Consider the following 24713-nt stretch of genomic DNA (forward strand, 5'->3'; position numbering starts at 1 on the left):
CCAAGAACCAAGAACCAAGAACCAAGAGCCGGCCTATTCCGCCAGCAATTCGCAAAAACGCTCCAAATCCACATTGCCGCCGCTGATCAGCACGCCGATGCGCTTGCCGGCGAGTTCGGCCTTCATGGCGCGGGCGGCAGCAAAGCCGAGGCAGCCCGTCGGCTCGATCACGAGCTTCATGCGGCTGGCGGCGAAACGCATGCAGTCGACGAGTTCGGCATCCGAGACGGTGAGGATGTCGTCGACATCGCGCTTGATGATCGGGAAGGTGTGGGCACCCAGATATTGGGTCTGGGCGCCGTCGGCGATGGTGCGGGGCGTGTCGATCCTGACGATCCGGCCAGCGCGGAAGGATTGCTGGCCGTCATTGCCAGCCTCGGGTTCGACGCCGTAGAGCCGGCAATGGGGCGATAGGGCCCGCGTCGCCAGCGCCGATCCGGCGAGCAACCCGCCGCCGCCGAGGCAGACGAAGAAGGCGTCGAGTTCGCCGACCTCCTCGAAGAGTTCCTTGGCTGCGGTGCCTTGGCCGCAGAGCACATCCGGGTGGTCGTAGGGCGGAATCAGCGTGAGGCCATGTTCATGCGACAGTTTCCGCCCGATCACCTCGCGGTCTTCGGTATAGCGATCATAGAAGATGATCTTGCCGCCATAGCCCTTGGTGGCCTCGGCCTTCGCCTTCGGCGCGTCGTGCGGCATGATGATCGTGGCAGGAATGCCGAGGATGCGGGCAGCAAGGGCGATCGCCTGGGCATGGTTGCCGGAGGAAAAGGTCACCACGCCTCTGCGTTTCTGCTCGTCGTCGAAGCGCGACAGGGCATTGAAGGCGCCGCGAAACTTGAAGGCGCCCATGCGCTGCAGGTTCTCGCATTTGAAGAAGACCTGCGCGCCGAGCTCCTCGTCGAAGCTCCGCGAGGTCATCACCGGCGTGCGATGGGCATGGCCGTGGATGCGCTCGGCAGCGGCGACGACATCGGCATAGTCGGGCAGGACCAGTTCGCTCATGCTTGGCTCTCCCAGCCGATGGCCTGCCGCAGGAAGGCATAGCCCAGGGCGATGAAGGACGCACGCTCGCGGCTGTCCTTGCCATAGCCGTGGCCGCCGGCCTCGGGCTCGTAGAAGTGTACGCGATGGCCGAGCGCTTCCAGCTTCGCCGCCATCTTGCGGGCATGGGCGGGATGAACCCTGTCGTCGCGGCGCGTGGTCGCCAGCAGGATGGGCGGATAGGAACCGGCATCGGCGACATGATAGGCCGAGATCTTCTGCAGGAAGGCCCAGTCCTCCGGCTTGTCCGGATCGCCATATTCGTCGATCCAGCTCGCGCCCGCCAGCAGCCTGGTATAGCGACGCATGTCGATCAGCGGGATGGTGCAGAACAGGGCGCCGAATTTTTCGGGATGGCGGGTGAGCATGTTGGCGATGAGAAGGCCGCCATTGGAGCCGCCCTCCGCCGCGATCCTGGCCGGCCGGGTGATGTCGCGACTGACCAGATCGGCAGCCACCGCCGCAAAATCCTCATGAGCGAGATGCTTGCCTTCGCGTCGGCCGGCCTCGTGCCAGCGGGCGCCGAACTCGCCACCGCCGCGAATATTGGCAGTGACCGAGGTGCCGCCCCGTTCGAGCCAGAGCTTGCCGATCGAGGCGCTGTAGCTGGGCAGGACGGAAACACCGAAGCCGCCATAGGCCGTGAGATGAACCGGTGCCTCGCCGGTCTCGCCGGCAGGCCCGACCAGCGTATAGGGGATCTTCTCGCCGTCGACCGAGACTGCCTCGTGCTTGATGACCTTGAGCCCCTTGCTGTCGAAGGCGTCGGGGCTGCGCTTGAGGAGGAGGGGGCTCTGCACCGCCTCCGGCCTGCTCACATCGAGCAGCAGCATTTGCGGCGGAGTAATCGGGTCCTGCAGCGACACCATCACCTCGCCATTGGTGTCGGCCTCCTCCGCGTCGAGCGACCAGACATGCACGACACCCGTGGAGGGCAGCACGTCGATGGCATGCCTGCGCCAGGTCTCGGGCGAGGGAGTGACGAGCTCGAAGCGGGGCTGGAGATTGTCGAGGATCGACAGCACGAGCTGTCCCTGGTTCCAGAAGAAGCCGTCCAGGGTGCGGCGCTCGGCCGGTTCGAACAGCACCTGAAAATCGCGGCTGCCCGCTCGGAAGGCGGAGAGGGAGATACCGAGAAGGGTGTCGCCGGCAAAACGGGTACCGGCGGGAGCCCAGGCCGTGCGCAGCTTCACCCCCAGCCAGTCGCCGAACACGTCCCATTGCGAATCGGCCGGCAGGTCGATGGCCTCGCCCGGGCCGTTCCTGTCGCCGAGCCAGCCGCGCGTCTCGAAGAAGACAGGCTTTTCGAGAAACCAGATGCGTTCGCTGCCGTCGGTGCGGTCGATGCCGGCCCAGACGGACATCGAGGTGGGATCGACCTCGAAGACGATCGCTGTCTTCAGGGGATCTTCGCCGCGCCGCCACAGGCGCACCGTGCGCGCGTAGCCCGACGTTGTCGCCATGCCCTCGCCAAGTGCGCTGGAAAGCAGCAACGTGTCGGCGTCGAGCCAGGCGATACCGCCCTTGGCTTCCGGCAGCGTGAAGCCGTCAGGGACGAAGCTCCGCGTCGCAAGGTCGAATTCGCGGTGCACGGCCGCATCGGCACCGCCGCGCGACAGGCTGAGGATGGCGCGCAGCCGCTCATGGGGTTCGAGCGATGCTCCGGCCCAGACCCAGTCTTCGCCCTCAGCCGCGGCAAGGGCGTCGAGATCGAGCAGGACATCCCAGGCCGGTTCCGCCTGCCGGTAGGAAGCGAGGGTGGTCCGCCGCCACAGGCCGCGCGGATTGGTGGCATCCGTCCAGAAATTATAGACGAACTCGCCGCGCCGGCCGATTCCCGGAATTCGGTCGGGACGATCGAGGATTGCGGCCAGGGCATCGCGATCGCGCTCGAAACCGGCGGTGCCGAAGCGGCCCAGGGTTGCCTGCGAGCGTTCGTTGACCCAGGCAAGAGCATCTTTGCCTTCGATATCCTCCAGCCAGAGATGAGGGTCGTCGTCGGGCGCGGCCAGGGACGGCCGGGAGACGCGATCGGACATGCGGAACGTTCCTTGAAACAGGGAGCCTGGGCGTGTCGTCAGTGATGGTTTCGGTTAGACGGCAGCGCTCTCAGCCGGCGAGCCGTGTTTGCGCCAGTTGCGTCCAATAGCTGATCCCGGCGGGGATGATGGCATCGTTGAAATCATAGGCGGCGTTGTGCAGGCCGGCGCTGTCGCCATTGCCGATGAAGATGAAGGCACCGGGCCGTGCCTCCAGCATGTAGGAAAAGTCCTCGGCCCCCATCATCGGCGGAGCGGCCGTGTCGACAGCGGCAGAGCCTGCCACCATGCGGGCAATCTCGCCGCAATAATCAGTCTGGGCGTCGTGGTTGCGCGTCACCGGATATTGGTGCCGATAGGTGACCCTGGCCTTGGCGCCGAAGGCCTGTGCTGTCAGTTCAGCGACCTCGGTCAAGCGTTTCTCCAGCAAGGCGCGCATGCCGGCGGTGAGGGCGCGACAGGTGCCGTGCAGATGGGCGGTGGAGGGAATGACGTTGTAGGGCCCGCCGGTCTGGATCGTCGTCACCGAGATCACCGCGCTGTCGAGCGGATCGGCATTGCGCGAGACGATGCCCTGCAGGGCCGTGACGATCTGGGCGGCGACCAGCACCGGATCGATGCTCTCATGCGGGCGGGCGGCATGGGCGCCCCGGCCGGTGATGTCGATGTCGAACGTGTCGCTGGAAGCCATGATCGGGCCGTGGCACATGGCAAAATGCCCGGGCGCCAGGCCCGGCAGATTGTGCATGCCGTAGACTTCCTCGATGGCGAAGCGCTCCATCAGGCCGTCCTCCACCATGGCCTTGCCGCCGCCGCCGCCTTCTTCGGCTGGTTGGAAGATCACCACGGCGTTGCCGCTGAAATCGCGCGTGCTGGCAAGGTTCTTGGCTGCGCCCAGCAGCATGGCGGTGTGGCCGTCATGGCCGCAGGCATGCATCTTGCCCGGCACGGTGGAGGCATATTGCACGCCGCTCTCCTCCAGGATCGGCAGCGCATCCATATCGGCCCTCATGCCGACGCTGCGCGAACCGGGGCGCCCCCTGATCACGCCGACCACGCCGGTGCGGCCGATACCCTCGACGACCTCGTCACAGCCGAAATCGCGCAGGAGCCCGGCCACCAACCCGGCCGTGCGCTCGACGTCATAGAGCAACTCCGGGTGGCGATGAATGTCACGGCGCCATTCGGTCGCCTCGGTTGCCAGAGCCTTGATGCTTTCCGAAATCGTCATATGCCTTCAGTTCCAATATTGATTTATGCCCCCGCTCCGGGCGACAAACACACCCCGCAGTTTGGCATGCCTTCGGACAATGAGGAAGGGAAACGGATATGGAGCATTCACAGGCCGCAAAGGTTTGGCAGGATCTCGAAGCCCACAAACAGAAATTGGCCTCGACGACGACGCGCGACCTTTTCGCCGCGGATCCCGACCGATTCGCCAAGTTCTCTTTCACACTCGACGACGTGCTGGTGGATTTTTCCAAGAACCGCATCGCCGACGAGACGCTGTCCCTGCTGCTGCAGCTGGCGCGGGCGCATTGCATCGAGACCCGCCGGGACGAGATGCTGAAGGGTGACAAGATCAACACCACCGAGGGGCGGGCGGTGCTGCACACGGCCCTGCGCGCGCCCGCCGATGCCGACATCCGGGTTGACGGCAAGAATGTCGTGCCCGACGTGCATGAGGAACTGGCGCGCTGCTACGCCTTCGCCGAGAAGATTCGCTCGGGCGAGCTGCGTGGCGCCACCGGCGACAAATTCACCGACGTGGTCAATATCGGCATCGGTGGCTCCGATCTCGGCCCGGCCATGGGCGCCCGCGCCCTCTCGCCCTATGCCGACGGCCCGCGCGCCCATTTCGTCTCCAATGTCGACGGCGCCGACATGGCGGACACCCTGTCGCGGCTCGACCCTTCGCGCACGCTGTTCCTGGTTTCCTCGAAGACCTTCACCACCATCGAGACCATGACAAACGCCCAGTCGGCGCGGCAATGGATCGCCAAGTCGCTGGGCGAGACGGCGGTGGGCGACCATTTCGCGGCGATCTCCACCAATATCGTCGCGGTCGAGGCCTTCGGCATCAACAAGGACCGGATGTTCCGTTTCTGGGACTGGGTCGGTGGGCGCTATTCGATGTGGTCGGCCATCGGCCTCGGCCTGATGATCGCCGTCGGGCCGGAGAACTTCTCGGAATTCCTGGCCGGCGGCCATGAGGTCGACCACCATTTTGCCACCACACCGCTGGAGAAGAACATCCCGGTGCTGATGGGCCTGATCGGCATCTGGCATCGCAATTTCATGGGCTATGCCGCCCATGCCGTGCTGCCCTATGACCAGCGGCTCGGGCGCTTCCCGGCCTATCTGCAGCAGCTCGACATGGAATCCAACGGCAAGCGCGTGCATCTCGACGGCTCGCCGGTGACCTCGGAAACCGGTCCCCTGGTCTGGGGCGAACCCGGCACCAACGGCCAGCACGCCTTCTACCAGCTCATCCACCAGGGCACCAATGTGATCCCGGCCGACTTCCTCATCGCGGCCGAGCCGCATGAAGCCGGCATGGGTGATCACCACGCTATCCTGATGGCGAACTGCCTGGCGCAGACCGAAGCGCTGATGCATGGCCGTTCGCAGGAGGAGGCGACTGCAGTGTTGAAGGCCCAGGGCCTCGACGACAAGAAGATCGCGCTTCTGGCTCCCCACAAGGAATTCCCCGGCAGCCGCCCCACCACCACCATCGCCTATCGCAAGCTCACCCCGCGCATGCTCGGCCGCCTCGTGGCGCTCTACGAGCACAAGGTATTCACGCAGGGCGTGATCTGGGGCATCAACTCCTTCGATCAGTGGGGCGTGGAACTCGGCAAGGAGCTCGCTTCGCGCCTGCTGCCGGTGGTGAAAGGCGCGACCGTCGACGGGCTCGATGCCTCGACCAAGGGGCTGGTGGCCCATCTGAAGTCGCTGCGGGGCTGATCGAAGAGGATCTCCCGCTCGACATTCGCTCCACGAAACAGGCCCGGCCGCGAAGGCCGGGCTTGCTCTCTCTCAGGCATCCTTTGTGGCAGCGCCTGGGTGAGAAGGCGGCCCCTCCCGGGCCGAATGATCGCGCTGCCAGTCTGGAAAGACAGCCCCATGAATCCGACCGTCGAACCGTCAGCCATCGTCCCTGTCTTCGATGGTCACAACGACACGTTGCTGCACTTGGCCTCCAGCAAGGCAAAATCGGCCGAGGCGGTGTTCGGTAAGGGCGAGGGGGCCGGGCATATCGATCTGCCCCGGGCGCGCGCCGGCGGTTTTGCCGGCGGTTTCTTCGCAATGTTCCCGCCTCCCCAGACCTCGACGACCAATATGGACGAGGAGATGAAGGGCGCGAGCTACGATCTGCCTTTGCCGCCGCTGCTGCCCCTGGAAAAGGCGCAGGCTTCGACCATCGCCATGCTGTCGATCATGCTGCGGCTGGAACGGGCCTTTCCCGACGACGTCGCCATCTGCCGCAGCGCCGCCGAGATCCGCGCCGCCATGGCGGCCGGCAAGATCGCGGCCGTCCTGCATATCGAGGGCGCGGAGGCGATCGATGCCGATTTCGCCAATCTCGACGTGCTCTTCGCCGCCGGCCTGCGCTCGATCGGGCCGGTGTGGAGCCGGCCGAACATCTTTGCCCATGGCGTGCCCTTCCGCTTTCCGGCCTCGCCCGATACCGGTCCCGGCCTGACCGAGGCTGGCCGCGAATTGGTGAGGCAGTGCAACAAGCGTGGCATCATGATTGACCTTTCGCATCTCAACGAAAAGGGCTTCTGGGACGTTGCCGGGTTGAGCACGGCGCCGCTCGTCGCCACCCATTCCAACGTCCACGCTTTGTGCCAGTCCACGCGCAATCTCACCGACAGGCAGCTCGATGCCATCAGGGAGAGCCGCGGTGTCGTCGGCCTCAATTTCGCAACCTGCTTCCTGCGGCCGGACGGCGCCATGCGCGCGGATACCGATCTCGACGTCATGGTGCGCCATCTCGACTACCTGGTCGAACGCCTGGGCGAGGACGGCGTCGCCTTCGGTTCGGACTTCGACGGCGCGGTGATCCCCGCCGCCATCGGCAGCGTCGCCGGCCTGCCGCGCCTGATCGAGAGGATGCGCGGCGCGGGATATTCTGAGGCCCTGCTGCACAAGATCGGCCGTGAGAATTGGTTGTCGCTGCTGGAGCGGACGCAGGGACAGGCCTGAGATTTACAGGATTAGGCGCGAGAATCCTTCTCCCCTTGTGGGAGAAGGAGCCCCGTAGGGGCGGATGAGGGGAGATCCGCGACCTTTTGGGATATGTACTGACACCCCTCATCCGGCGCTACGCGCCACCTTCTCCCGCAAGGGGAGAAGGAAGTTGTGTCTCATTCGTCATGGTTTCGAGGGCATAGGGCAGCATCGAACCTATCGCTTCGGAATCGTCGACGGCAAGGCGGATCCATGCCGGCACAGGTCCGCCATCCCGCATCGAGAGCAGAGCGGACGCTGGCTGGTGCAGACCTCCTGGCCGAAGCGTTTGATTAGCCAGTGCAGTTCGTAGAGGTCGTCGGCATCCCAGCTCGCCGGCATCAGGCGCAGCATGATCTGATGGGCCTTGGTGAAGCTGGCATTGTCGGGCAGCAGGCCGAAGCGTTCGCCGAAACGCCTGATGTGCCGGTCAACCACGAAGACACGCCGCCTGAGCGTCGAGAAATTGAGCACCGCCGCCGCGCATTTGGGGCCGATGCCGTCATAACGCTGGAGCAGCTCCATCCCGGCTTCGACCGAAAGCGCGGCGAGATGGGAGAGATCGAAGCGTCCCCGCTGCTCGACGATGCGACCGACCGAAGCCACCAGCTGGCTGGCTTTCTTCTCGGGATGGGTAACGTTGGCAAGCTGCGTGAGCACCTCGCGGGGATCGCTCTGTCCCAGCCTGTCGAGGGGACGGAAATACTCGCACAGGGCATGGAAGTCCTTTTCGGAGTCGCGATCATAGGTCTCCGAGCTGATCAGTGCCTTGACGAATTGCTCGGGCGGCGCGTGTCGCCGGGCGTGTCGCTGCGGGCCATAGGCCGCGAGCAGGCGCTGGCGCAGCACGGCAATGGGCTCTTCCCGGCCGAAATCGAGCCCGAGCTGGATCTGCTCCCGGATGGCAGGCATGCCCAATTCCTCAATGGAAATCCCGGCTCTTGAACAGGCTGAGTTCAAGCTGAGTTGGCGGCGGTGGTGGTGAAGCGCCATCCGACATGTCGCGCAGGCGCGCGAGTTCGGCGGAGAGGTCGAGCACCTCCTCGGCGATGACATGCACCACGCCGCTGGCACGCTGCAGCCGGCCGCGTATGGCAACGAAGCGCGCATTCATCACCGCGCGGCGGTTCCTCTCGAAGGTCCGCGACCACACGATGATGTTGGCGATGCCGGTCTCGTCCTCGATGGTCATGAAGACGACGCCGCTGGCCGTGCCGGGGCGCTGGCGCGTCACCACCAGGCCGGCGACGGTGACGAGGCTGTCTTGCTTGAGCTTGCCGTCGCGATGCGCCTCGTTGGTGATGGCGCCGAGATGCTGCAATTGCGGGCGCAGGAAGGAGCAGGGATGGGCCTTGAGCGACAGGCCCGTCGACTGATAGTCCTCCAGCACGTGCTCGCTCTGCGACATCACGGGCAGGGCGACGGTGGGCTCGGGAAACAGGGCATCGTCGAAATCGGCGGCCAGCAGCGGCATCTCCCGGCTCGTCCTGGTGGCGCCGATGCCGATGGTCTCGAAACGTCGTACCGCCCACAGGGCCGCGCGCCTATCGAGATCGAGCGAGCGGAAGGCATCGGCCTCGGCCAGTTTCTGCATCGCCGCCAGCGGCAGGCCGCTCGCCGTGCCGAAGCGCTCCAGGCTGGAAAAACCGTTGCCGCGCCGGCCGGCCATCGCGATGATCTCGTCCTTCTTCAGGCCGGATACCAGCCGCATGCCCAGACGCACGGCAAAGCGGTGCTTGGTGGGATCGCCGGCCGGTTCCAGCGTGCAGTCCCATTCGCTGTAATTGACGTCGACGGGTCGGATCTCGACGCCATGATTTTCGGCGTCCCGCACCAACTGCGCCGGCTGGTAGAAGCCCATGGGCTGGCTGTTGAGGATGGCCGCGCAAAAGACGTCAGGATAGTGGCACTTGATATAGGCCGAGACATAGACCAGCACGGCAAAGCTGGCGGCATGGCTTTCGGGAAAACCATATTCGCCGAAGCCCTCGATCTGGCTGAAGCAGCGCTCGGCAAAGGCCTGTTCATAGCCGCGGCGCACCATGCCGCCGATGAACATCTCCTTGTAATTGCCGATCGTGCCGGTGTGCCGGAAGGTCGCCATCGCCCTTCTGAGGCCGTCGGCCTCATCAGGCGTGAAGCCGGCGGCCTTGATGGCGATCTCCATGGCCTGTTCCTGGAAGAGGGGAACGCCGAGCGTGCGGCCCAGGACTTCGGCAAGTTCGTTCCTGTCGCCTCCTCGTCGCATGGGCAGGTCGGATTTTTCGATGCCGTCACGCCGGCGCAGATAGGGGTGCACCATGCCGCCCTGGATCGGGCCGGGGCGGACGATCGCCACCTCGACGACGAGATCGTAGAATTTCCGGGGCTTCAGCCGCGGCAGCATCGACATCTGTGCCCGGCTCTCGACCTGGAACACGCCGACGGAATCGGCCTTGCACAGCATGTCGTAGGTGGCCTCGTCGTCACGGGGCAGGGCCGCGATCGCGCCGAGGCGTCGGTCGTAATGACGTTCGAGCAGGTCAAGCCCGCGCCGGATACAGCTCAGCATGCCGAGCGCTAATACATCGACCTTCATCATATGCAATTCGTCGATGTCGTCCTTGTCCCATTCGACGAAGGTACGGTCCTCCATGGTGGCATGGCAGACGGGTACAGTATCGTCGAGCCTCTCGCGCGTGAGCACGAAGCCACCGACATGCTGCGACAGATGGCGGGGAAAGCCGGTAAGGGCGGCGGTGAAGTGGAGCGCCTGGCGGATCACCGGATTGTCGGGATCCAGGCCCGCCTGGCGCACCCGACTGGGTGTCCAGGTTTGCATGCCCATGCCCCAGACCGTCTTCGATAGCGCCGCCGTCACGTCCGGCGTCAGGCCTAATACCTTGCCGACTTCGCCCACCGCCCGCCTGGAGCGGTAATGAATGACGGTCGAGCAGATTGCCGCACGATGACGTTTATAGCGATCATAAATGTACTGGATGACTTCCTCGCGCCGTTCATGCTCGAAATCGACGTCGATATCCGGCGGCTCGCCGCGGTTTTCGGAGATGAAACGCGAAAACAACAGTTCCGTTTCTTCAGGATTAACCTCGGTGATGCCCAGGCAATAGCAAACGGCGCTGTTCGCGGCCGAACCGCGTCCTTGGCAGAGGACTTTGAGGGTATTGCGGGCATGATCGACGATGTCATGTACGGTCAGAAAATAGGGCGCGAATTCGAGCTTGGCGATCAGAGCAAGCTCCTTATGCATCGGAGTAGAGACCCGATCGGGAATACCGTTTGGGAAGCGTCGCTGGGCACCAGCCCAGGCCAGGTCTTCCAGGTGCTGCTGGGCAGTCTTGCCCGGCGGAATAGGTTCGTCGGGATATTCGTAGCGTAGCTGTCGCAGGTCGAACGTACATGCCTCGACGATTTCGAGCGTGCGTGCCAGGGCATCGGGATGATCCGCGAAGAGAACGGCCATCTCGGCGGGCGACTTGATATGGCGCTCTTCGTTGACCTCGAGCCGCAAGCCGGCTTCGGCCAAGGTGCATTTCTCGCGAATGCAGGTGAGGATGTCGGCGAGCGGCCGCTGGGCCGGCACGTGGTAGAGCACGTCGTTGACGGCGACCATCGGGGCGCCGATCCTCTCGCCCAGCTCGGCGAGCAGGCCGAGGCGGCGAGGCTCGTCGCCTTTGAGGCGATGGCTGCCGGCCAGATAGACGGAGCCCGGTGCCGCCTCGGCCAGCCTGGTTGCCCGTTCGACGAAGAGGGGATCAATCGCGTCGGGCGGCAGCACGATCAGCTTCTGCCCCTCGCAGGCAGCGAGAATGGCTTCGAAGCCGAACTGGCACTCGCCTTTCGCGCGCACCATGCGCTTGTTGTTGTCGCTGAGCAGGCGGCAGAGCCGGCCATAGGCCGCACGGTCGGTAGGATAGACGATGGCCTCGAAACCATCCACGGTGACGAGGCGTACGCCGGGCAGATAGCGCAGGGACGGATATTTCCTGGCTTCGCGCAGGGCCCTGACCACGCCGGCGAAGGAGTTGCGGTCGGCGACGCCGATGCCGGCCAGGCCGAGCCTGTGGGCCTGCCGCACCATGTCCTGCGGGAAGGAGGCGCCGCGCAGGAAGGAGAAATTGGTGGTGACGGCCAATTCGGCATAGGCGGGTGGGGCAGGGGCCGGAAAATCCGCAGGAAGCGCTTGGTCTTTCGCCCTGCCGGGAATGACGGCATGGCCGCTATAGGCCTCTCTTTCATACCTCATGCCAGCAGCCCTCGCAGGGACCAGTTCTGCCGGCCGTCATGGCAGAGCCAGAAACGCTGGCCGCTCTGTGTCTCGGCGACGTAATAGTCCTGACGGGTCGGCGCGGGCAGCAGGACGGCGCGCTCACGCGTGGCTTCCCCATCCTCGAAACGGTTGCGCTTCTGGCTCTTGGGGCTTTCGCTGTCGGGGAGGGCAGGTGCTTCCTCTCCCATCTTGCCCCAGCCATATTCCTCCTTGCCCGGCTTGTCGGGCAGGGCCGGGGGAGCCGCTTCCCACCAGGGGCCGGCGATGCGCTCCGGCCCCTGCAATGCGATGATGCGATGGGACGAGCCGCGCCAACGGACATGGTCGGGCAGGCCTTCCGGGCTGGTCGCAAGAATCTGCAGGGGCTCGGGCTGGTCGAGGAACAGGGGCGGCCGCTGTTGCGAGCCATTGGCCGCTGGCCAAGTTGGCTCGGGATCGGCGGCATCGCGCGCCTCCTCGGCGAAAGTCGGATCGTGCCGGGCGACGGGATGGAGCCGTTGCACGCTGCCGGGACCGAGGCGCTGGCGAAGGGCATCGATCAACTCGGCCCGGCGTTCGGCGGCATCGGCCGGCGGCGCATCCCGGCGTCCTTCCTTGAGGGACAGGCGGCTCTGGCGCTGGCCGAATTTCTCGGTGACGGTCGCAGTCAGGCTGATAGTTTCGAAGCCGAAGCCGGCATCGATGGTCTCGCCCAGCCGTTCCAGGTCGAGCTCCACCAGCCTGGCGATATGGGCCGGATCGCGCGTGGCGGCGGCGAGGCCGATATGGATGGTGCGCACCTCGCCATCGACCCGGAACAGGCGCAGCTGCAAGGCGCGTGCCGCCACTCCGCCGGCGACGAGGGCGGGAACCAGGTCCTGCATCAGGCGGGCGGCGACATGCACCACGGCCGCCTGGCTCACCACCGGCTCGAGGAGCTGGCGGCTGCGATGATAGAGCGGCGGCGGCTCGATCAAGGCGAGGGCTTCCTCGCGCCGCCCCATGGCCTGGTCGAGGCGCTTGAGCAGGATCGCATCGAAACGCGCGGCGAAGGGCGCGCGCGGCTTGCCGATGAGATCGCCGATGCGGGTGAAGCCGAGGCGGCGCAGGGTCTGGACCGTTGCCTCGCCAAGGCGCAGGGCCGCCAAGGGCAGATCGGCAAGAACCGGGCCGGGATCGCCGTCCTCGGCGATGACAGTGCCGTTCTGGGCATGGAAGCGGGAGAGTGCCCAGGCCGCGCCGGGTGTGTCGGCCAGCGCCACGCGCGCACCGAGGCGAAGATGGCGCAGGCGCTTGACGATGTCGGCGAGCAGGGCCTGTTCGCCGCCCGCCAGATGGCTAGCGCCGGTGACGTCGAGGAACAGGCCGTCGGCCCCGTCAGCTTCGCGATAAAGAGCCACGGAGGGTGTATAGCGCATCGCCCATAGGCCGAGCCGGTGCAGGGCCCTGGCATCGGCCTCCGGCATGGCCGGGCGGGTCTGCAGCCCCGGCACCTTGGCTCTCGCATCGGCGACCAGCCCGCCCGCGGCAAGGCCCTCGATCTCGGCCGGCTTGCTGGCGGCGGCAATGCGCGGGCCTCCGGCGGCATCGACCGTCAGGACGAAGGGGTAATGAGCATCGATCGTATCAAGCGACCTTGGCGCGTTGCTCTGGGCGACGAGAAAGCGCTGGATCGGCCAGCGTGGCAGATAGATCGAGACGATGCGAGGCATGGTCATACTCCATGAGCCAGGATCCGCTTTGCCCGTTGCGGCTGCGCTCGAGCCGAACGTGCCAGCGCCAGGCGGTGAGAAGGCCGAAACGATCGCGCGGCCCGGCGGCCGTGCCGATGCGCCAGCGGGTGATCGCGGCCAGGGAAGGCGCGGCCAAAGGCGGGCGCAGAAGGAAGAGAGGACAGGGGGCGGAGGCTGCCGCCAGCTGGAGGCGTCGGCTGGTGGCGGCGTCCATGCCGCCGCCCGTCACGGCTGCCACCGCCGCGGCGGCGCCGGAGCGCAGGATTTCCTCCATGGCCCAGGCGGCCTCGGTCTCGTCGCCGGCCGCGGCCATGATGAGCCCGGCGGGGTCGAGGCCGAGGGCGTTGAGACCATGGCCGTAGAGCCGCCCGTTACAGGCCAGGCCGCGCGGCGAGGTCACCAGCCAGACCATGCCCTTGGCCTGGCGCAGGGACAGGCGGGAGGCGAGGAAACCCAGTGCGCAGCCATTGTCGAAAATGGTTTGCGGCGCAATTTCATGCAGGCCGTCCAAGGCGAGGCCGCCACCCGGCAGGCGCGCGTCGATCGCCCCGATGCCGAAAGGCAGCACGCCGGCATCGGCATGCACATGGTCGAGCCGGGGCAGCAGAGCGCGCAATTCCGCCAGCTTCTCGGCCCGTTGGCCGGCGCGTATCGTCATGGGCATGATCCGTTTCGCTCAGACTAGAACAAAACAAGAACATTTCAAGCAGAGTCTTTGATCGCGCTCCATCGGGCCGGGAAACAGGCCGGCATGGTAAAGGGACTCTTCCGCCATGTGGCAGAGGAATCCTTGATTTCAGAGGCACTATGAGGGGGTGATCGCGTGAGCGTTCGCCGCGGAGACCGATTAGCGCCGCTTGAGTTTCCCCAGCATCCAGACAGCGAGCACCAATCCGATCATTCCCGTCGCCAACAACCAGTGCCCTTGCGCGGAGGTCACTTCAACTAGGGCACTAAAACAGCGATAGATGTCATCGAGGATCACGGTTCTCGAATCTTGCGCCAATGCGCTCTCGAATGCGGGCAAAGGCCTGGTCGCCGTCCGTTGCCGTACCGCTTGCAATGCCGTCGTCCCAGATACGGCGCAACTTCTCGACGGCTTGCTCGCGCTGCGTGCGACGGAGCTTCCAATCGCGCAGCGCTTCACGCACGACCTCGCTGGCGGAAGCATATTCACCTGCCTCGACCACCTGGCGCATCATAGCGCGTATTCAGGCGTCAGAGAAACGCTCACTTTTTCGACATTGGCCATCATATCATCTCCTCTCTCAGAACCTCGTCGCCTTCAGCGCTCCTCCTTGCGGAAGGGTTTGAGCAAAGCGGCCGGTGCCACGGCGTTGCGTGACATCATCGCCATGGCGACGATGGTGAGCAGGAAGGGCAGCATCAGAAAGATCTGGTAGGGGATATGCCCCAGGCCCACCGCCTGCAGGCGCAGTTGCAGCGCGTCGACGCAGGCAAAGAGCAGGGCGGCACCGGTGGCGCGCAGGGGATCCCAGCGCCCGAACACTACCAGGGCAATGCAGATCCAGCCGCGCCCCGAGATCACGCCGAAGGTGAAGGCGTTGAACTGGGCCATGGTGAGGAAGGCGCCCCCAAGGCCCATCAGGGCACCGCCGAGGATGACGGCCTCGAAGCGGCGTGCGGTGACGCTGATGCCGGCGGAATCGGCGGCACGCGGATTTTCGCCGACCATGCGCAGGCCGAGGCCCCAGGGTGTGCGATAGATCAGGAAAGCGGTCAGGATGACGCCGATCAGCGCGAGATAGACCAGGGCGTATTGCTGGAACAGGATCGGCCCCAGGATCGGTATCTCGGCAAGGCCGGGGATCGGCACAGGCTGGAAGGCGGCGATGGTCGGCGGCGAGGCCTGCTGGCCGAACACCAGGCGATAGAAGAAATAGGCGAGCCCAGAGGCGAACAGGGTGATGCCGATACCCGAGACATGTTGGCTGAGGCCGAGCGCCACCGTCAGCACGGCATGCAGCGCCCCGAGCAGGGCGCCGGTCGCGATGGCGGCGAGGACGCCGAGCCAGGGGCTACCGGTGAAGTAGGCGGCGGTGAAGCCGGTCATGGCCGAGAGCAACATGATGCCCTCGATGCCGAGATTGAGCACGCCGGCGCGTTCGGAGATCAACTCGCCGAGCGTGGCGAAGATCAGCGGCGTGGCGATGCGCAAGGTTGCCGCGAAGAAGCCGACCTGGAAGATCTGTTCGAGGACCAGATTCATGCTGCGGCCCCCTGATAACGCAGGCGATAGGAGGTGAACAGGAGCGCGACCAGCATGGTCAGCAGCGAGGTACCCTGGATGACGTCGGCCAGGAAGACCGGCACGCCGGTGGCGCGCGACATCGCCTCCGCGCCGGTCATCGCCGCCGCGAAGAACAGGGCCGCCGGCACCACGCCGAGCGGATTGAGCCGTGCCAGCATGGCGATCACGATGCCGCTATAGCCATAGCCCGGCGACAGGTCCCCCATCACCTGGAAATGCACGCCGCCGACCTCGCCGACGCCGGCAAGGCCCGCCAGCCCGCCCGAAAGCAAGGCGGTGGCGACCAGGATGGCATTGACCTTGATGCCGCCATAGGCGGCCGCCTCGGCATTCTCGCCGGTGACGCGGATGGCAAAGCCCAGCGTGGTGCGCGTGATCAGGAACCAGATGGCGGGGGCGGCCAGCAAGGCAGCCAGGACGCCCAGATGCAGCCGCGTGCCCTCGAAGAACACCGGGAAATTGGCGCTGTCCTCAATCGGGGGCGAGATCGGATAGCCAGAGAGAGAATCCTTCCAGGGCCCTTCGATCAAAGCGAGCACGCCGAGCAGGATCACCGAATTGAGGAGAAGCGAAGAGACGACGTCGTCGACCTTGAGCTTCACCCTGAGCAAAGCCGGGATCAGCGCCGCGATGCCGCCGGCCAGGGCGCCAGCGAGCGCCATGGCGACATAGGCAAGGGCGCTGGGCATCGGAAAGCTGCCGACGAAGCAGCTCGCCACGGCGCCGGCCATCAGCTGGCCCTCGGCACCGATATTCCAGAACTTGGCGCGGAAGGCGACCGCGACGGCGAGGCCGGTGAAGATCATCGGCGCGGCCTTCACCAGCGTTTCGGTGAAGGCGTAGAAATCGCCGAAGGCGCCCTTCAGCATCAGGCCATAGGCCTCGAAGACATTGGCACCGGCGAGCATGATCAGGCCGCTGCACAGGACGAGCGCAACCGCGATCGCGAGCACGGGCAAAGCGAGATTCAGCCAGACGGGAGTCGATTGGCGGGGTTCCAGCCTGAGCATCAGTGGGCTCCCGTCATCAAGAGGCCGAGTTTTTCGATCGTGGCATCGCCGGCGGGCAGGATGCCGGCGACCCGCCCCTCATAGAGCACGGCGATGCGGTCGGAGAGAGTGAGCAATTCTTCCAGGTCCTCGCTGATCACGATCAGGCCGCGACGGCGGGTGCGCAGGTCGAGGAAGCGCTCATGCACGAAGCGGGCGGCGCCGACGTCGAGGCCGCGCGTGGGCTGGGCCACGATCAGCACCTTCGGGTCGAAGGCGAGTTCTCGCGCCAGCAGGGCCTTCTGCATGTTGCCGCCGGACAGCGAGCCGGCCCGCGCCATTGGCCCGGGGCAGCGTATGTCGAAGGCCCGGATCTGTTCCTCGGCGAAGGCCTGGATGGCGCCAGGCTTGAGCAGGCCGCGCGCTGAGAAGGCGGCGGTGCCGACGCGCGGCAGCACCATCGAGTCAGCGAGCGGCAGGGCCGTGACCATGCCCTGGGTCATGCGGTCCTCGGGGATACGGCCGAGCCCCATCTCCTGCACGCGGCGCGGGCCATAGGGCACGACCTCGGCGCCGGCGATCTTCAGCGTGCCGGCCGAGGGAGCGAGCATGCCGGCGACCACGTCCGCCAGGGCGCGCTGGCCATTGCCGGTCACGCCGGCAATGCCGAGAATCTCGCCTTCGCGCACGGAGAGGGAAACGCCGGCGAGCCGCATGCCGCCATGGCGGTCGGTCGAGACATCATCGAGCGACAGGACGACGGCGCCGGGCTCCGAGGCGGGACGCTGCGGCGGCACGATTTCCTGGCCGCACATCAGCCGCGCCATCTCGGACGAGGAGGTCCTGGCGGGTTCGGCGATCGAGCCGACGACGCGGCCATGGCGCAGCACCACGCAGCGATCGGTGATGGCACGCACCTCGGTGAGCTTATGCGAGATGAAGATGATGCCGAGGCCCTCTGATGTCATCGCCCGCAGTGCCTTGAACAGCCCTTCCGCCTCCTCGGGAGCGAGGACGGCGGTGGGTTCGTCGAGGATGAGGAGTCTCGCGCCGCGAAACAGGGCCTTGATCACTTCCAGGCGCTGCTGCTCGCCGACGGCGAGCGAGGACACCGGCCTGTCGGGATCGAGGTGGAGATTGAACTTGGCGGCAATCTCGCCGAGGCGGGCGAGGGCGCCCACCCGGTCGAGCCGCCCGCCGCGTCCCGGCAGGCCGACCAGCAGGTTTTCGAGTACGCTCAGGCGGGGTGCCAGATGAAAGTGCTGGTGCACCATGCCGATGCCGGATGCGAGCGCATCGGCGGAATTCTGGATGCGCCGTGCCTGGCCGTCGATCAGGATCTCGCCCTCATCGGCGGCGTAGGCGCCGAACAGGATGTTCATCAGCGTGGTCTTGCCGGCCCCGTTCTCGCCGAGCAGGCCGACGATCTCGCCCGGGCGCACCAGGAGATCGACGTCGGCATTGGCCTGCACGGCGCCGAAGCGCTTGGAGATGCCGCGCATCTCGACGAGGGGAGGGGAAGGGGGCATGGGCAAAGATCGGCCTGGATCTACCCTCCCCTGGAGGGGGAGGGTCGACGCGCAGCGTCGGGGTGGGGTGATAAGCGGAGCCGGCATCAATAATGGCCCCAATCGGAGCGGGCGAGAACATCACCCCACCCCGGACTTCGTCCGACCCTCCCTACGCAACTCCAGAGAGTTGCGGATATCCAGGGGAGGGTAAAGGTAGCTCAGTCCGAGACGGGGGTGTTCTCGTCGACGTCGACGCGGAAGGTGCCGGCGAGGATTTCCGCCTTCTTCTTCTCCACCAGTTCCTTCACCTCGGCCGGCAGCAGCTTGTCGAACTTGTGATAGGGCGCGAGCGAGGAGCCGCCCTTGGCCATGCGCGAGAAGTCGCCGTAATCCTGGGCGGTGAACACGCCGGCCCGCACCATCTTGATGGCCTGCTGCACGGTCGGGTACATGTCCCAGACCGGGCCGGTGATCACGGTGTCCGGTCCCTGGTCTGACTGGTCGGACATGTTGGAGATCGCGTAGATCTTCTTTTCCTTGGCCGCGTCGATCACGCCGAAGCGTTCGGCATAGATGACGTCGACGCCGCCGTCGATCTGGGCGATCGCAGCTTCCTTGGCCTTGGGCGGATCGAAGAAGGAGCCGATGAAGGTGATCTTCTTCTTCACCTGCGGATTGGCTTCCTTGGCGCCGGCGAAGAAGGCGTTCACCAGCCGGTTGACCTCGGGAATGCCCATGGCGGCTACGGCGCCGACGGTGTTGGACTTGGTCATCTTGCCGGCGATCAGGCCCGACAGATAGGCCGGTTCATGGATCCAGTTGTCGAACACACCGAAATTGGGCTCGGCCGGGCCGGCGCCGGAACCGAACAGGAAGGCGGTCTTGGGGAACTGCTTGGCGGTGCGGCGGGATTCGCGCTCGGCGGCGAAGGCATCGCCCATCACCAGCTCATAGCCGCCCTGGGCATATTCGCGCATGACGCGGCCGAAATCGGCCGCCTGGACCTTTTCGGAGAACTTGTAGTCGATGTCGAGCTCTTTGGCCGCCTTGGTGAGGGCGAGGTGGATCTGCTTGTCCCAGGGCTCCTCGATCGGCGTGGCGAAGATCGCGGCGACCTTGAGCTTCTTGTCGGAGGCGGCGAGAGCCGGCAGCGGCAGGCCGGCGGCGACCAGGCCGGCGGCGCCGAGCCCGATGAAATGGCGGCGCGACAGGCCTGATTCCCCCTGAAGCGGGCTGCGATCTCTACGCGACATGTCATTCCCCTCTCTTGTCGGATGAAGATTAAAACGGTTCGAAATACGGGATGGAACGTCTGGTTTGCCAAGCACTTGACGGCTCTTGCCAGAGCAATGTGCCCTTTGGCGTGACGCCTGTCCAGATGGTCAAATCTGAATTGGGGGGCTGGTCTTCAGACCAGCCTTGACCCTTTCGGCCAGTGTCGTGCTTTCGGGCCGGTCTGAAGACCAGCCCCCATTCACCCCGCGGCCTTGGGTGCATAGCTCGCCGGATCGAGGCTGGCGGGACGGCCCGGCAGGTCGAGCGTACTGCGCCGGGCCGGGGTCTGCGCAATCACCTTGCCGCGGCGCACGACGGCGAGGCGGGTCGGGCGCATGCGCACTGCTTCGATCGTATCGGCGGCCTGCAGTATGACGAAATCGGCATGGCAGCCCTTGGCAAGGCCATAGTCCTCCAGCCCCATCACCGCGGCGGGCACCGACGTCACCGCCTCGAAGGCCCAGCGTATCGCCTCGCGGCTGGTCATCGGCGCAGCATGCACGGCCATATGGGCGACATCCAGCATGTCAGCGCCGCCGAGTCCGTACCAGGGATCCATCACGCAATCCTGGCCGAGCGCCACGGGGATGCCGAGCGCGCGCATCTCGGGAATACGCATCAGGCCGCGACGCTTGGGATAGGTGTCGTGGCGGCCCTGCAGGGTGATGTTGATCAGCGGGTTGGCGATCGCGAAGATGCCCGCCTCCAGGATCAGCGGCAGCAGCTTGGAGACGTAGTAGGAATCCATCGAGTGCATGGAGGTGAGATGCGAGCCGGCAGCTCGCCGGCCCAGGCCGAGGCGATGAGCCTCCGCCGCCAGCGTCTCGATATGACGCGAATGCGGATCGTCGCTCTCGTCGCAATGCAAATCGATCATCAGGCCGCGCTTGGCGGCGATGGCGCACAGGGCCTTCACCGAGGCGGTGCCGTCCTCCATCGTGCGCTCGAAATGAGGAATGCCGCCGACCACGTCGACGCCCATGTCGAGCGCCCGCTCCAGGTTCCTGGCGGCGGTGGGCGAGCGGTAATAGCCGTCCTGCGGGAAGGCGACCAGCTGCAGGTCGAGATAGGGTTTGACCCTGGCCTTGACCTCGAGCAGGGCTTCCACCGCGAGCAGGCGGTCATCGCAGATGTCGACATGGCTGCGCACGGCGAGCAGGCCCTGGCTGACGGCGAGGTCGCAGTAACGCAGCGCCCGTTCGATCACCGCCTCATGGGTCAGCATGGGCTTGAGCTCGCCCCAGAGCGCAATGCCCTCCAACAGCGTGCCCGACTGATTGAGCCTGGGAAGGCCGAGCGACAGCGTGGCGTCCATGTGGAAGTGGCAGTCGACGAAAGGCGGCGCCACCAGATGGCCGCCGGCGTCGATGCGCTGGGCCGCCTCGGCCGTGATGCCCGGCTCAATGGCGGTGATGCGCCCGCCCGAAACCGCGATGTCCTGGCCGGTGCGTCCGTCGGGCAGGGTAGCGTTGGTGACGATGAGGTCGAGCGACATCGAGGCGGTCCCGTTAAAAGTCATTCAGGAAGGAAGGGCAATTGTCATCATGGGCGGTTTGACGGATTCGGCCAATGAGTCAATCGGTCTTGCCCTCATCCCGCCGGCCTGAACGGTTTGGCCAGCGAGGCCGGGAAATGCAGGGCCAGCATCTGGCGATTGCGCGAGATCAAGACCAGCACCACGATGGTGGCGAGATAGGGCAGGGCCGACAATAGCTCGGAGGGTACCGCTATGCCGAGCGCCTGGCCCTGCAATTGCAGGATGGTCATGCCGCCGAACAGCCAGGCGCCGAGCAGCACGCGCAGCGGCCGCCAGGTGGCGAAGACCACCAAAGCCAGCGAGATCCAGCCCTTGCCTGATGTCATGTTCTCGACCCAGAGCGGCGTGTAGGCGACGGAGAGATAGGCACCGGCAAGGCCCGCCATCAAGCCGCCGAACAGCACGGCCATGTAGCGGATGCGCACGACCGGATAGCCGATGGCATGCGAGGTCTCCGGCGACTCGCCCATGGTGCGCAGGACCAGGCCGGCCTTGGTGCGATAGAGGAACCAGCTGATCGCCCCGAACAGCACGAAGGCGAGATAGACCATCGCGTCGAAGCGAAAGAACATCGGCCCGGCCACCGGAAGCTGCGAGAGCACGGGGATGTCGAGCGGCTTCAGGGCCTCGATCGGGGCGCTGCCGAAATTGCGGCCGACAAAGGCGGAGACGCCGGAACCGAAAATGGCGAGCGCCAGGCCGGCGGCATATTGGTTGGTGAGGAAGGTGAGGGCGAGCACGCCGAACAGCAGCGAGGCCGCGGCGCCGGCCAGCGCGCCGATCAGGATGGCGACGGGCATGGGCATACCAGCCATCACCGCCCAGAAGGCGAAGGCGGCGCCCATCAGCATCATGCCCTCGATGCCCAGGTTGAGGACGCCGGATTTCTCCACCACCAATTCGCCGAGCGCGGCATAGATCAGCGGCGTGGCGGCGATGATGGTGCCAGTGAAGATCGCGATGAACAGATCCATCAGGCATGCTCCCGCACGGGGCTGAACCGGTAGAAAATGAAGAAATCCGCAGCGAGCAGGAAGAACAGCAGGATGCCCTGGAAGATCCGGGTGAGCGAGGAGGACAGGCCGATGGTAAGCTGCACGCTTTCGCCGCCGAGGAAGAGAAGCGACATCAACAATCCGCCGAGCACGATGCCGAAGGCGTTGAGCCGGCCGATGAAGGCGACGATGATCGCGGCAAAGCCATAGCCGGGCGAGATCTGCGGGGACAATTGCCCAAGCGGCCCCGAAAGTTCAGCCATGCCGGAAATGCCCGCGGCCGCGCCGCCGGCGAGCAGGCCGGTCCATACCGCCGCGGATTCGCGGAAGCCGGCATAGCGGGCGGCAAGCGGAGCCGCGCCGCTCACCGACATCTTGTAGCCGAGAAAGCTGCGATCGGTGAACAGCCACATCGCGATCACGCCGATCACGGTGAGGATTACAGAGGTGTTGAGGCGATAGGCATCGTCGAAGACCGGAAACATCGCGGCGGGAGGCAGCAGCGCCGTCTGCGGGTAGTTGAAGCCGGCGGGATCGCGCCAGGGACCATGCACCAGCCAGGACAGCAGCAGGCCGGCGATATAGGTGAGCATCAAGGTGACCAGGATCTCGTTGGTATTCATCCGCGCTCTGAGGAAGGCGGGAATCGCCGCCCAGGCCATGCCCGCCAGTGCGCCCGCCAGGATCATCAGCGGTAGCAGCAGCCGGCTTTCCGGATCGGGATAGAACAGGCCGACGCCGCAGGCGGCGATCGCCCCGATGATCAATTGGCCTTCCGCGCCGATGTTCCAGACATTGGCGCGGAAGCCGACGGCGAGTCCGCAGGCGATCAGGATCAGGGGCGAGGCCTTCAAGAGCCATTCCGAGACGCCGTTCATCGAGTTCAACGGCGCGATGAAGAAGGCGTGCAGGGTCTGGAGCGGATCCTGGCCCAAAGCTGCGAACAGGATCGAGCCGACCAGCAAAGTGAGCAAGGCCGCGACCAGGGGCGCGGCGAGGCGCATGGCGGTGGATGGTTCGGGTCTTTGTTCGATCTTAAAGCGCAACGGAACTGCTCCCACCATTCTGGCTCTGGCCGCCGATGCGGGTCATGAGCAGGCCGACCTCCTCACGATTGGTTTGGCTCCGGACGAGGGGCGGCGAGACCCGCCCCTGGCAGATCACCAGCAGCCGGTCGCAGATCTCGAAGAGTTCGTCGAGTTCCTCGGAAATCACCAGCACGGCGGCACCGGCGCGGCTGAGATCGATCAAAGTCTGGTGGATGAAGGCGGCCGCGCCGACATCGACCCCCCAGGTCGGCTGGGAAACCAGGAACAGCTTCGGGGCCAGCGCGATTTCCCGCCCGACGATGAATTTCTGCAAATTGCCGCCCGACAGGCTTCTTGCGCTGGCTCGCGGGCCGCTCGCCTTGACCTTGAATGTCTCGATGACGCTGCCGGCAAAGCCCATCGCCCGCTTGCGGTCGACAAGGCCATGGCGCACCAGCTCCTTGCCATGGGCCGTCAGCACGGCGTTCTCCCATAGGGCGTGCGGCGGCACGGCACCACGGCCGAGCCTTTCCTCCGGCACGAAGGCGAAACCGCGCCGGCGCCTGGCGGCGGCATCGAGCCGGCCGACCGGCTGCCCGCCGAAATGGATGGCCTCGTGATCGGCGACAGGCCGCTCGCCGCTGAGGGCGGCAATCAGCTCGGCCTGGCCATTGCCCGAGACGCCGGCGAGGCCGACGATCTCGCCGCCATGCACCTCGAAGCCGATATCGTGCAGAGCGACGCTTCCCTTGCCGGATGGCACCGACAGGTCGCGCACCCTGAGGATCGGTTCGCCGCTGCGCGTCGAGGGCGTGACTTTCATCTCGGGCAGGGCCGAGCCGACCATCAGCCGAGCCAGCTCCACCGAGGTGCTCTGCTTGGGCTTGGCGGTACCGGTCACCCGGCCGTTGCGCAGTACGGTGGCGGAGTCGCAAAGCGCCTGCACCTCGTCGAGCTTGTGACTGATATAGAGGATGCTGCAGCCCTCCGCAGCAAGCTGGCGCAGCGTCTCGAACAGTTTCACCACCGCCTGCGGCGTGAGCACCGATGTCGGCTCGTCCAGGATCAGGAGCTTGGGCGTGCGCAGGAGGCAGCGCACGATTTCGACACGCTGGCGTTCGCCGACCGAGAGGTCGTGCACCCGGCGCCAGGGATCGATCGGCATGCCGTAGCGCTGCGACAGCGCCGTGATCTGCCTGGCCAGCTCGTCCAGCCGGAAAGGGCCGGGAGCGCTGAGGGCTATGTTCTCGACGACGGTGACGGACTCGAACAGGGCGAAATGCTGGTAGACCATCTCGATGCCGAGGGCGCGCGAGCTTGCCGGGTCATGCGCCTCGATCAGCCTGCCGTCGCAACGGATCTCGCCTGAATCGGCCTGGGTCGCGCCATAAATGATCTTCATCAGCGTCGATTTGCCGGCACCGTTCTCGCCCAGCACCGCATGGATTTCGCCGGGCAGGATCGAGAGGCAGATTCCGTCATTGGCGACGACGCCGGGATAGCTCTTGGTGATGTCGCGCAGTTCGAGACGCGGGGTCATGGCCGGTCCTGCATTGGGAATGGAAACTGTGGGGATGCGGGAAGGAACAGAAGCTGGATCTACCTGCGCTCCCCCAGAGAGGCGCGACTAGCCTTCTCCACGAAGTGGGGAAGGTGCCCAAACGAAGTTTGGGCGGATGGGGTGTAGCGGGCAGTGCACCGGACATAACGAGATGGCATCACGGTCGAGCAGCCCAGGAACGGTTGTCACACTGCCCGCCACACCCCTCCCGACCCGACTTTGTCGGGCCACCCTCTCCAGCTGCGCT

The 24713-nt window shown here is 65.7% G+C and carries 18 protein-coding genes; 2 read left to right on the top strand and 16 right to left on the bottom strand.

Annotated features, from left to right (window positions below):
- Positions 1-33: 33 nt before the first annotated feature.
- The 3 genes from ACTJKX_RS02695 to ACTJKX_RS02705 all read right to left on the bottom strand — a co-directional run bounded on the left by ACTJKX_RS02695 (position 34) and on the right by ACTJKX_RS02705 (position 4311).
- Positions 34-1002 carry a threo-3-hydroxy-L-aspartate ammonia-lyase gene (locus ACTJKX_RS02695; RefSeq protein ID WP_440724271.1) on the bottom strand — a complete coding sequence of 323 codons (969 nt, stop codon included), beginning with the start codon at positions 1000-1002 and terminating at the stop codon, positions 34-36.
- Positions 999-3080 carry a prolyl oligopeptidase family serine peptidase gene (locus tag ACTJKX_RS02700; protein ID WP_440724272.1) on the bottom strand — a complete coding sequence of 694 codons (2082 nt, stop codon included), beginning with the start codon at positions 3078-3080 and terminating at the stop codon, positions 999-1001. Before ACTJKX_RS02700 ends, ACTJKX_RS02695 begins: the two co-directional genes overlap by 4 nt.
- 70 nt (positions 3081-3150) lie before the next feature.
- Positions 3151-4311 (bottom strand): M20 aminoacylase family protein, encoded by a 1161-nt coding sequence (locus ACTJKX_RS02705; RefSeq protein ID WP_394310009.1) that lies wholly within the window; start codon positions 4309-4311, stop codon positions 3151-3153.
- 98 nt (positions 4312-4409) lie between these two features.
- On the opposite strand from ACTJKX_RS02705, the gene pgi reads away from it, so the two are divergent.
- Positions 4410-6047: a glucose-6-phosphate isomerase gene (gene pgi, locus ACTJKX_RS02710; protein ID WP_311933293.1), complete on the top strand. Its 1638-nt coding sequence runs from the start codon at positions 4410-4412 to the stop codon at positions 6045-6047.
- 159 nt (positions 6048-6206) lie between these two features.
- Positions 6207-7292, top strand: a complete 1086-nt coding sequence (locus ACTJKX_RS02715; protein WP_440724273.1) for a dipeptidase — start codon at positions 6207-6209, stop codon at positions 7290-7292.
- Between the two features lie 201 nt (positions 7293-7493).
- Here the strand turns inward: ACTJKX_RS02715 and ACTJKX_RS02720 are convergent, their stop codons facing one another.
- The 13 genes from ACTJKX_RS02720 to ACTJKX_RS02780 form a co-directional block, all read right to left on the bottom strand.
- A complete protein-coding gene (locus ACTJKX_RS02720) occupies positions 7494-8228 on the bottom strand; it encodes an endonuclease III domain-containing protein (RefSeq protein ID WP_440724274.1) in 735 nt (244 codons plus the stop codon).
- Positions 8229-8238: 10 nt separating this feature from the next.
- The gene (locus ACTJKX_RS02725) at positions 8239-11562 is read right to left on the bottom strand and encodes an error-prone DNA polymerase (RefSeq protein ID WP_440724275.1); all 3324 of its coding nucleotides are present in this window, start codon (positions 11560-11562) and stop codon (positions 8239-8241) included.
- Positions 11559-13277, bottom strand: coding sequence for a Y-family DNA polymerase (locus tag ACTJKX_RS02730; RefSeq protein WP_440724276.1), 1719 nt, complete (start codon positions 13275-13277; stop codon positions 11559-11561). The genes ACTJKX_RS02725 and ACTJKX_RS02730 overlap by 4 nt, the downstream gene beginning before the upstream one ends.
- A complete protein-coding gene (locus ACTJKX_RS02735) occupies positions 13192-13962 on the bottom strand; it encodes an ImuA family protein (protein WP_440724277.1) in 771 nt (256 codons plus the stop codon). Before ACTJKX_RS02735 ends, ACTJKX_RS02730 begins: the two co-directional genes overlap by 86 nt.
- A gap of 307 nt (positions 13963-14269) precedes the next feature.
- Complete coding sequence (locus tag ACTJKX_RS02740) at positions 14270-14500, bottom strand: ribbon-helix-helix domain-containing protein (protein ID WP_440724278.1); 231 nt, start codon at positions 14498-14500, stop codon at positions 14270-14272.
- Positions 14501-14583: 83 nt separating this feature from the next.
- Entirely contained in the window at positions 14584-15528 is a 945-nt protein-coding gene (locus tag ACTJKX_RS02745) for an ABC transporter permease (protein ID WP_367623990.1), read from the bottom strand.
- Positions 15525-16580 carry an ABC transporter permease gene (locus ACTJKX_RS02750; RefSeq protein ID WP_440724279.1) on the bottom strand — a complete coding sequence of 352 codons (1056 nt, stop codon included), beginning with the start codon at positions 16578-16580 and terminating at the stop codon, positions 15525-15527. Before ACTJKX_RS02750 ends, ACTJKX_RS02745 begins: the two co-directional genes overlap by 4 nt.
- Positions 16580-18088 carry an ABC transporter ATP-binding protein gene (locus ACTJKX_RS02755; RefSeq protein ID WP_394309995.1) on the bottom strand — a complete coding sequence of 503 codons (1509 nt, stop codon included), beginning with the start codon at positions 18086-18088 and terminating at the stop codon, positions 16580-16582. Before ACTJKX_RS02755 ends, ACTJKX_RS02750 begins: the two co-directional genes overlap by 1 nt.
- A gap of 200 nt (positions 18089-18288) precedes the next feature.
- Positions 18289-19323: a BMP family protein gene (locus ACTJKX_RS02760; RefSeq protein ID WP_367623987.1), complete on the bottom strand. Its 1035-nt coding sequence runs from the start codon at positions 19321-19323 to the stop codon at positions 18289-18291.
- Positions 19324-19544: 221 nt separating this feature from the next.
- Positions 19545-20840 (bottom strand): amidohydrolase family protein, encoded by a 1296-nt coding sequence (locus ACTJKX_RS02765; RefSeq protein WP_440724280.1) that lies wholly within the window; start codon positions 20838-20840, stop codon positions 19545-19547.
- Positions 20841-20935: 95 nt separating this feature from the next.
- Positions 20936-21856 carry an ABC transporter permease gene (locus ACTJKX_RS02770; RefSeq protein ID WP_440724281.1) on the bottom strand — a complete coding sequence of 307 codons (921 nt, stop codon included), beginning with the start codon at positions 21854-21856 and terminating at the stop codon, positions 20936-20938.
- Positions 21856-22923, bottom strand: a complete 1068-nt coding sequence (locus ACTJKX_RS02775) for an ABC transporter permease (protein ID WP_149254444.1) — start codon at positions 22921-22923, stop codon at positions 21856-21858. Before ACTJKX_RS02775 ends, ACTJKX_RS02770 begins: the two co-directional genes overlap by 1 nt.
- Positions 22913-24445: an ABC transporter ATP-binding protein gene (locus tag ACTJKX_RS02780; protein ID WP_440724282.1), complete on the bottom strand. Its 1533-nt coding sequence runs from the start codon at positions 24443-24445 to the stop codon at positions 22913-22915. Before ACTJKX_RS02780 ends, ACTJKX_RS02775 begins: the two co-directional genes overlap by 11 nt.
- Between the last annotated feature and the right edge of the window lie 268 nt (positions 24446-24713).

Origin of the sequence: Labrys sp. 22185 (assembly GCF_052045555.1) — a bacterium.
Taxonomy (GTDB): Bacteria; Pseudomonadota; Alphaproteobacteria; order Rhizobiales; family Labraceae; genus Labrys; species Labrys neptuniae.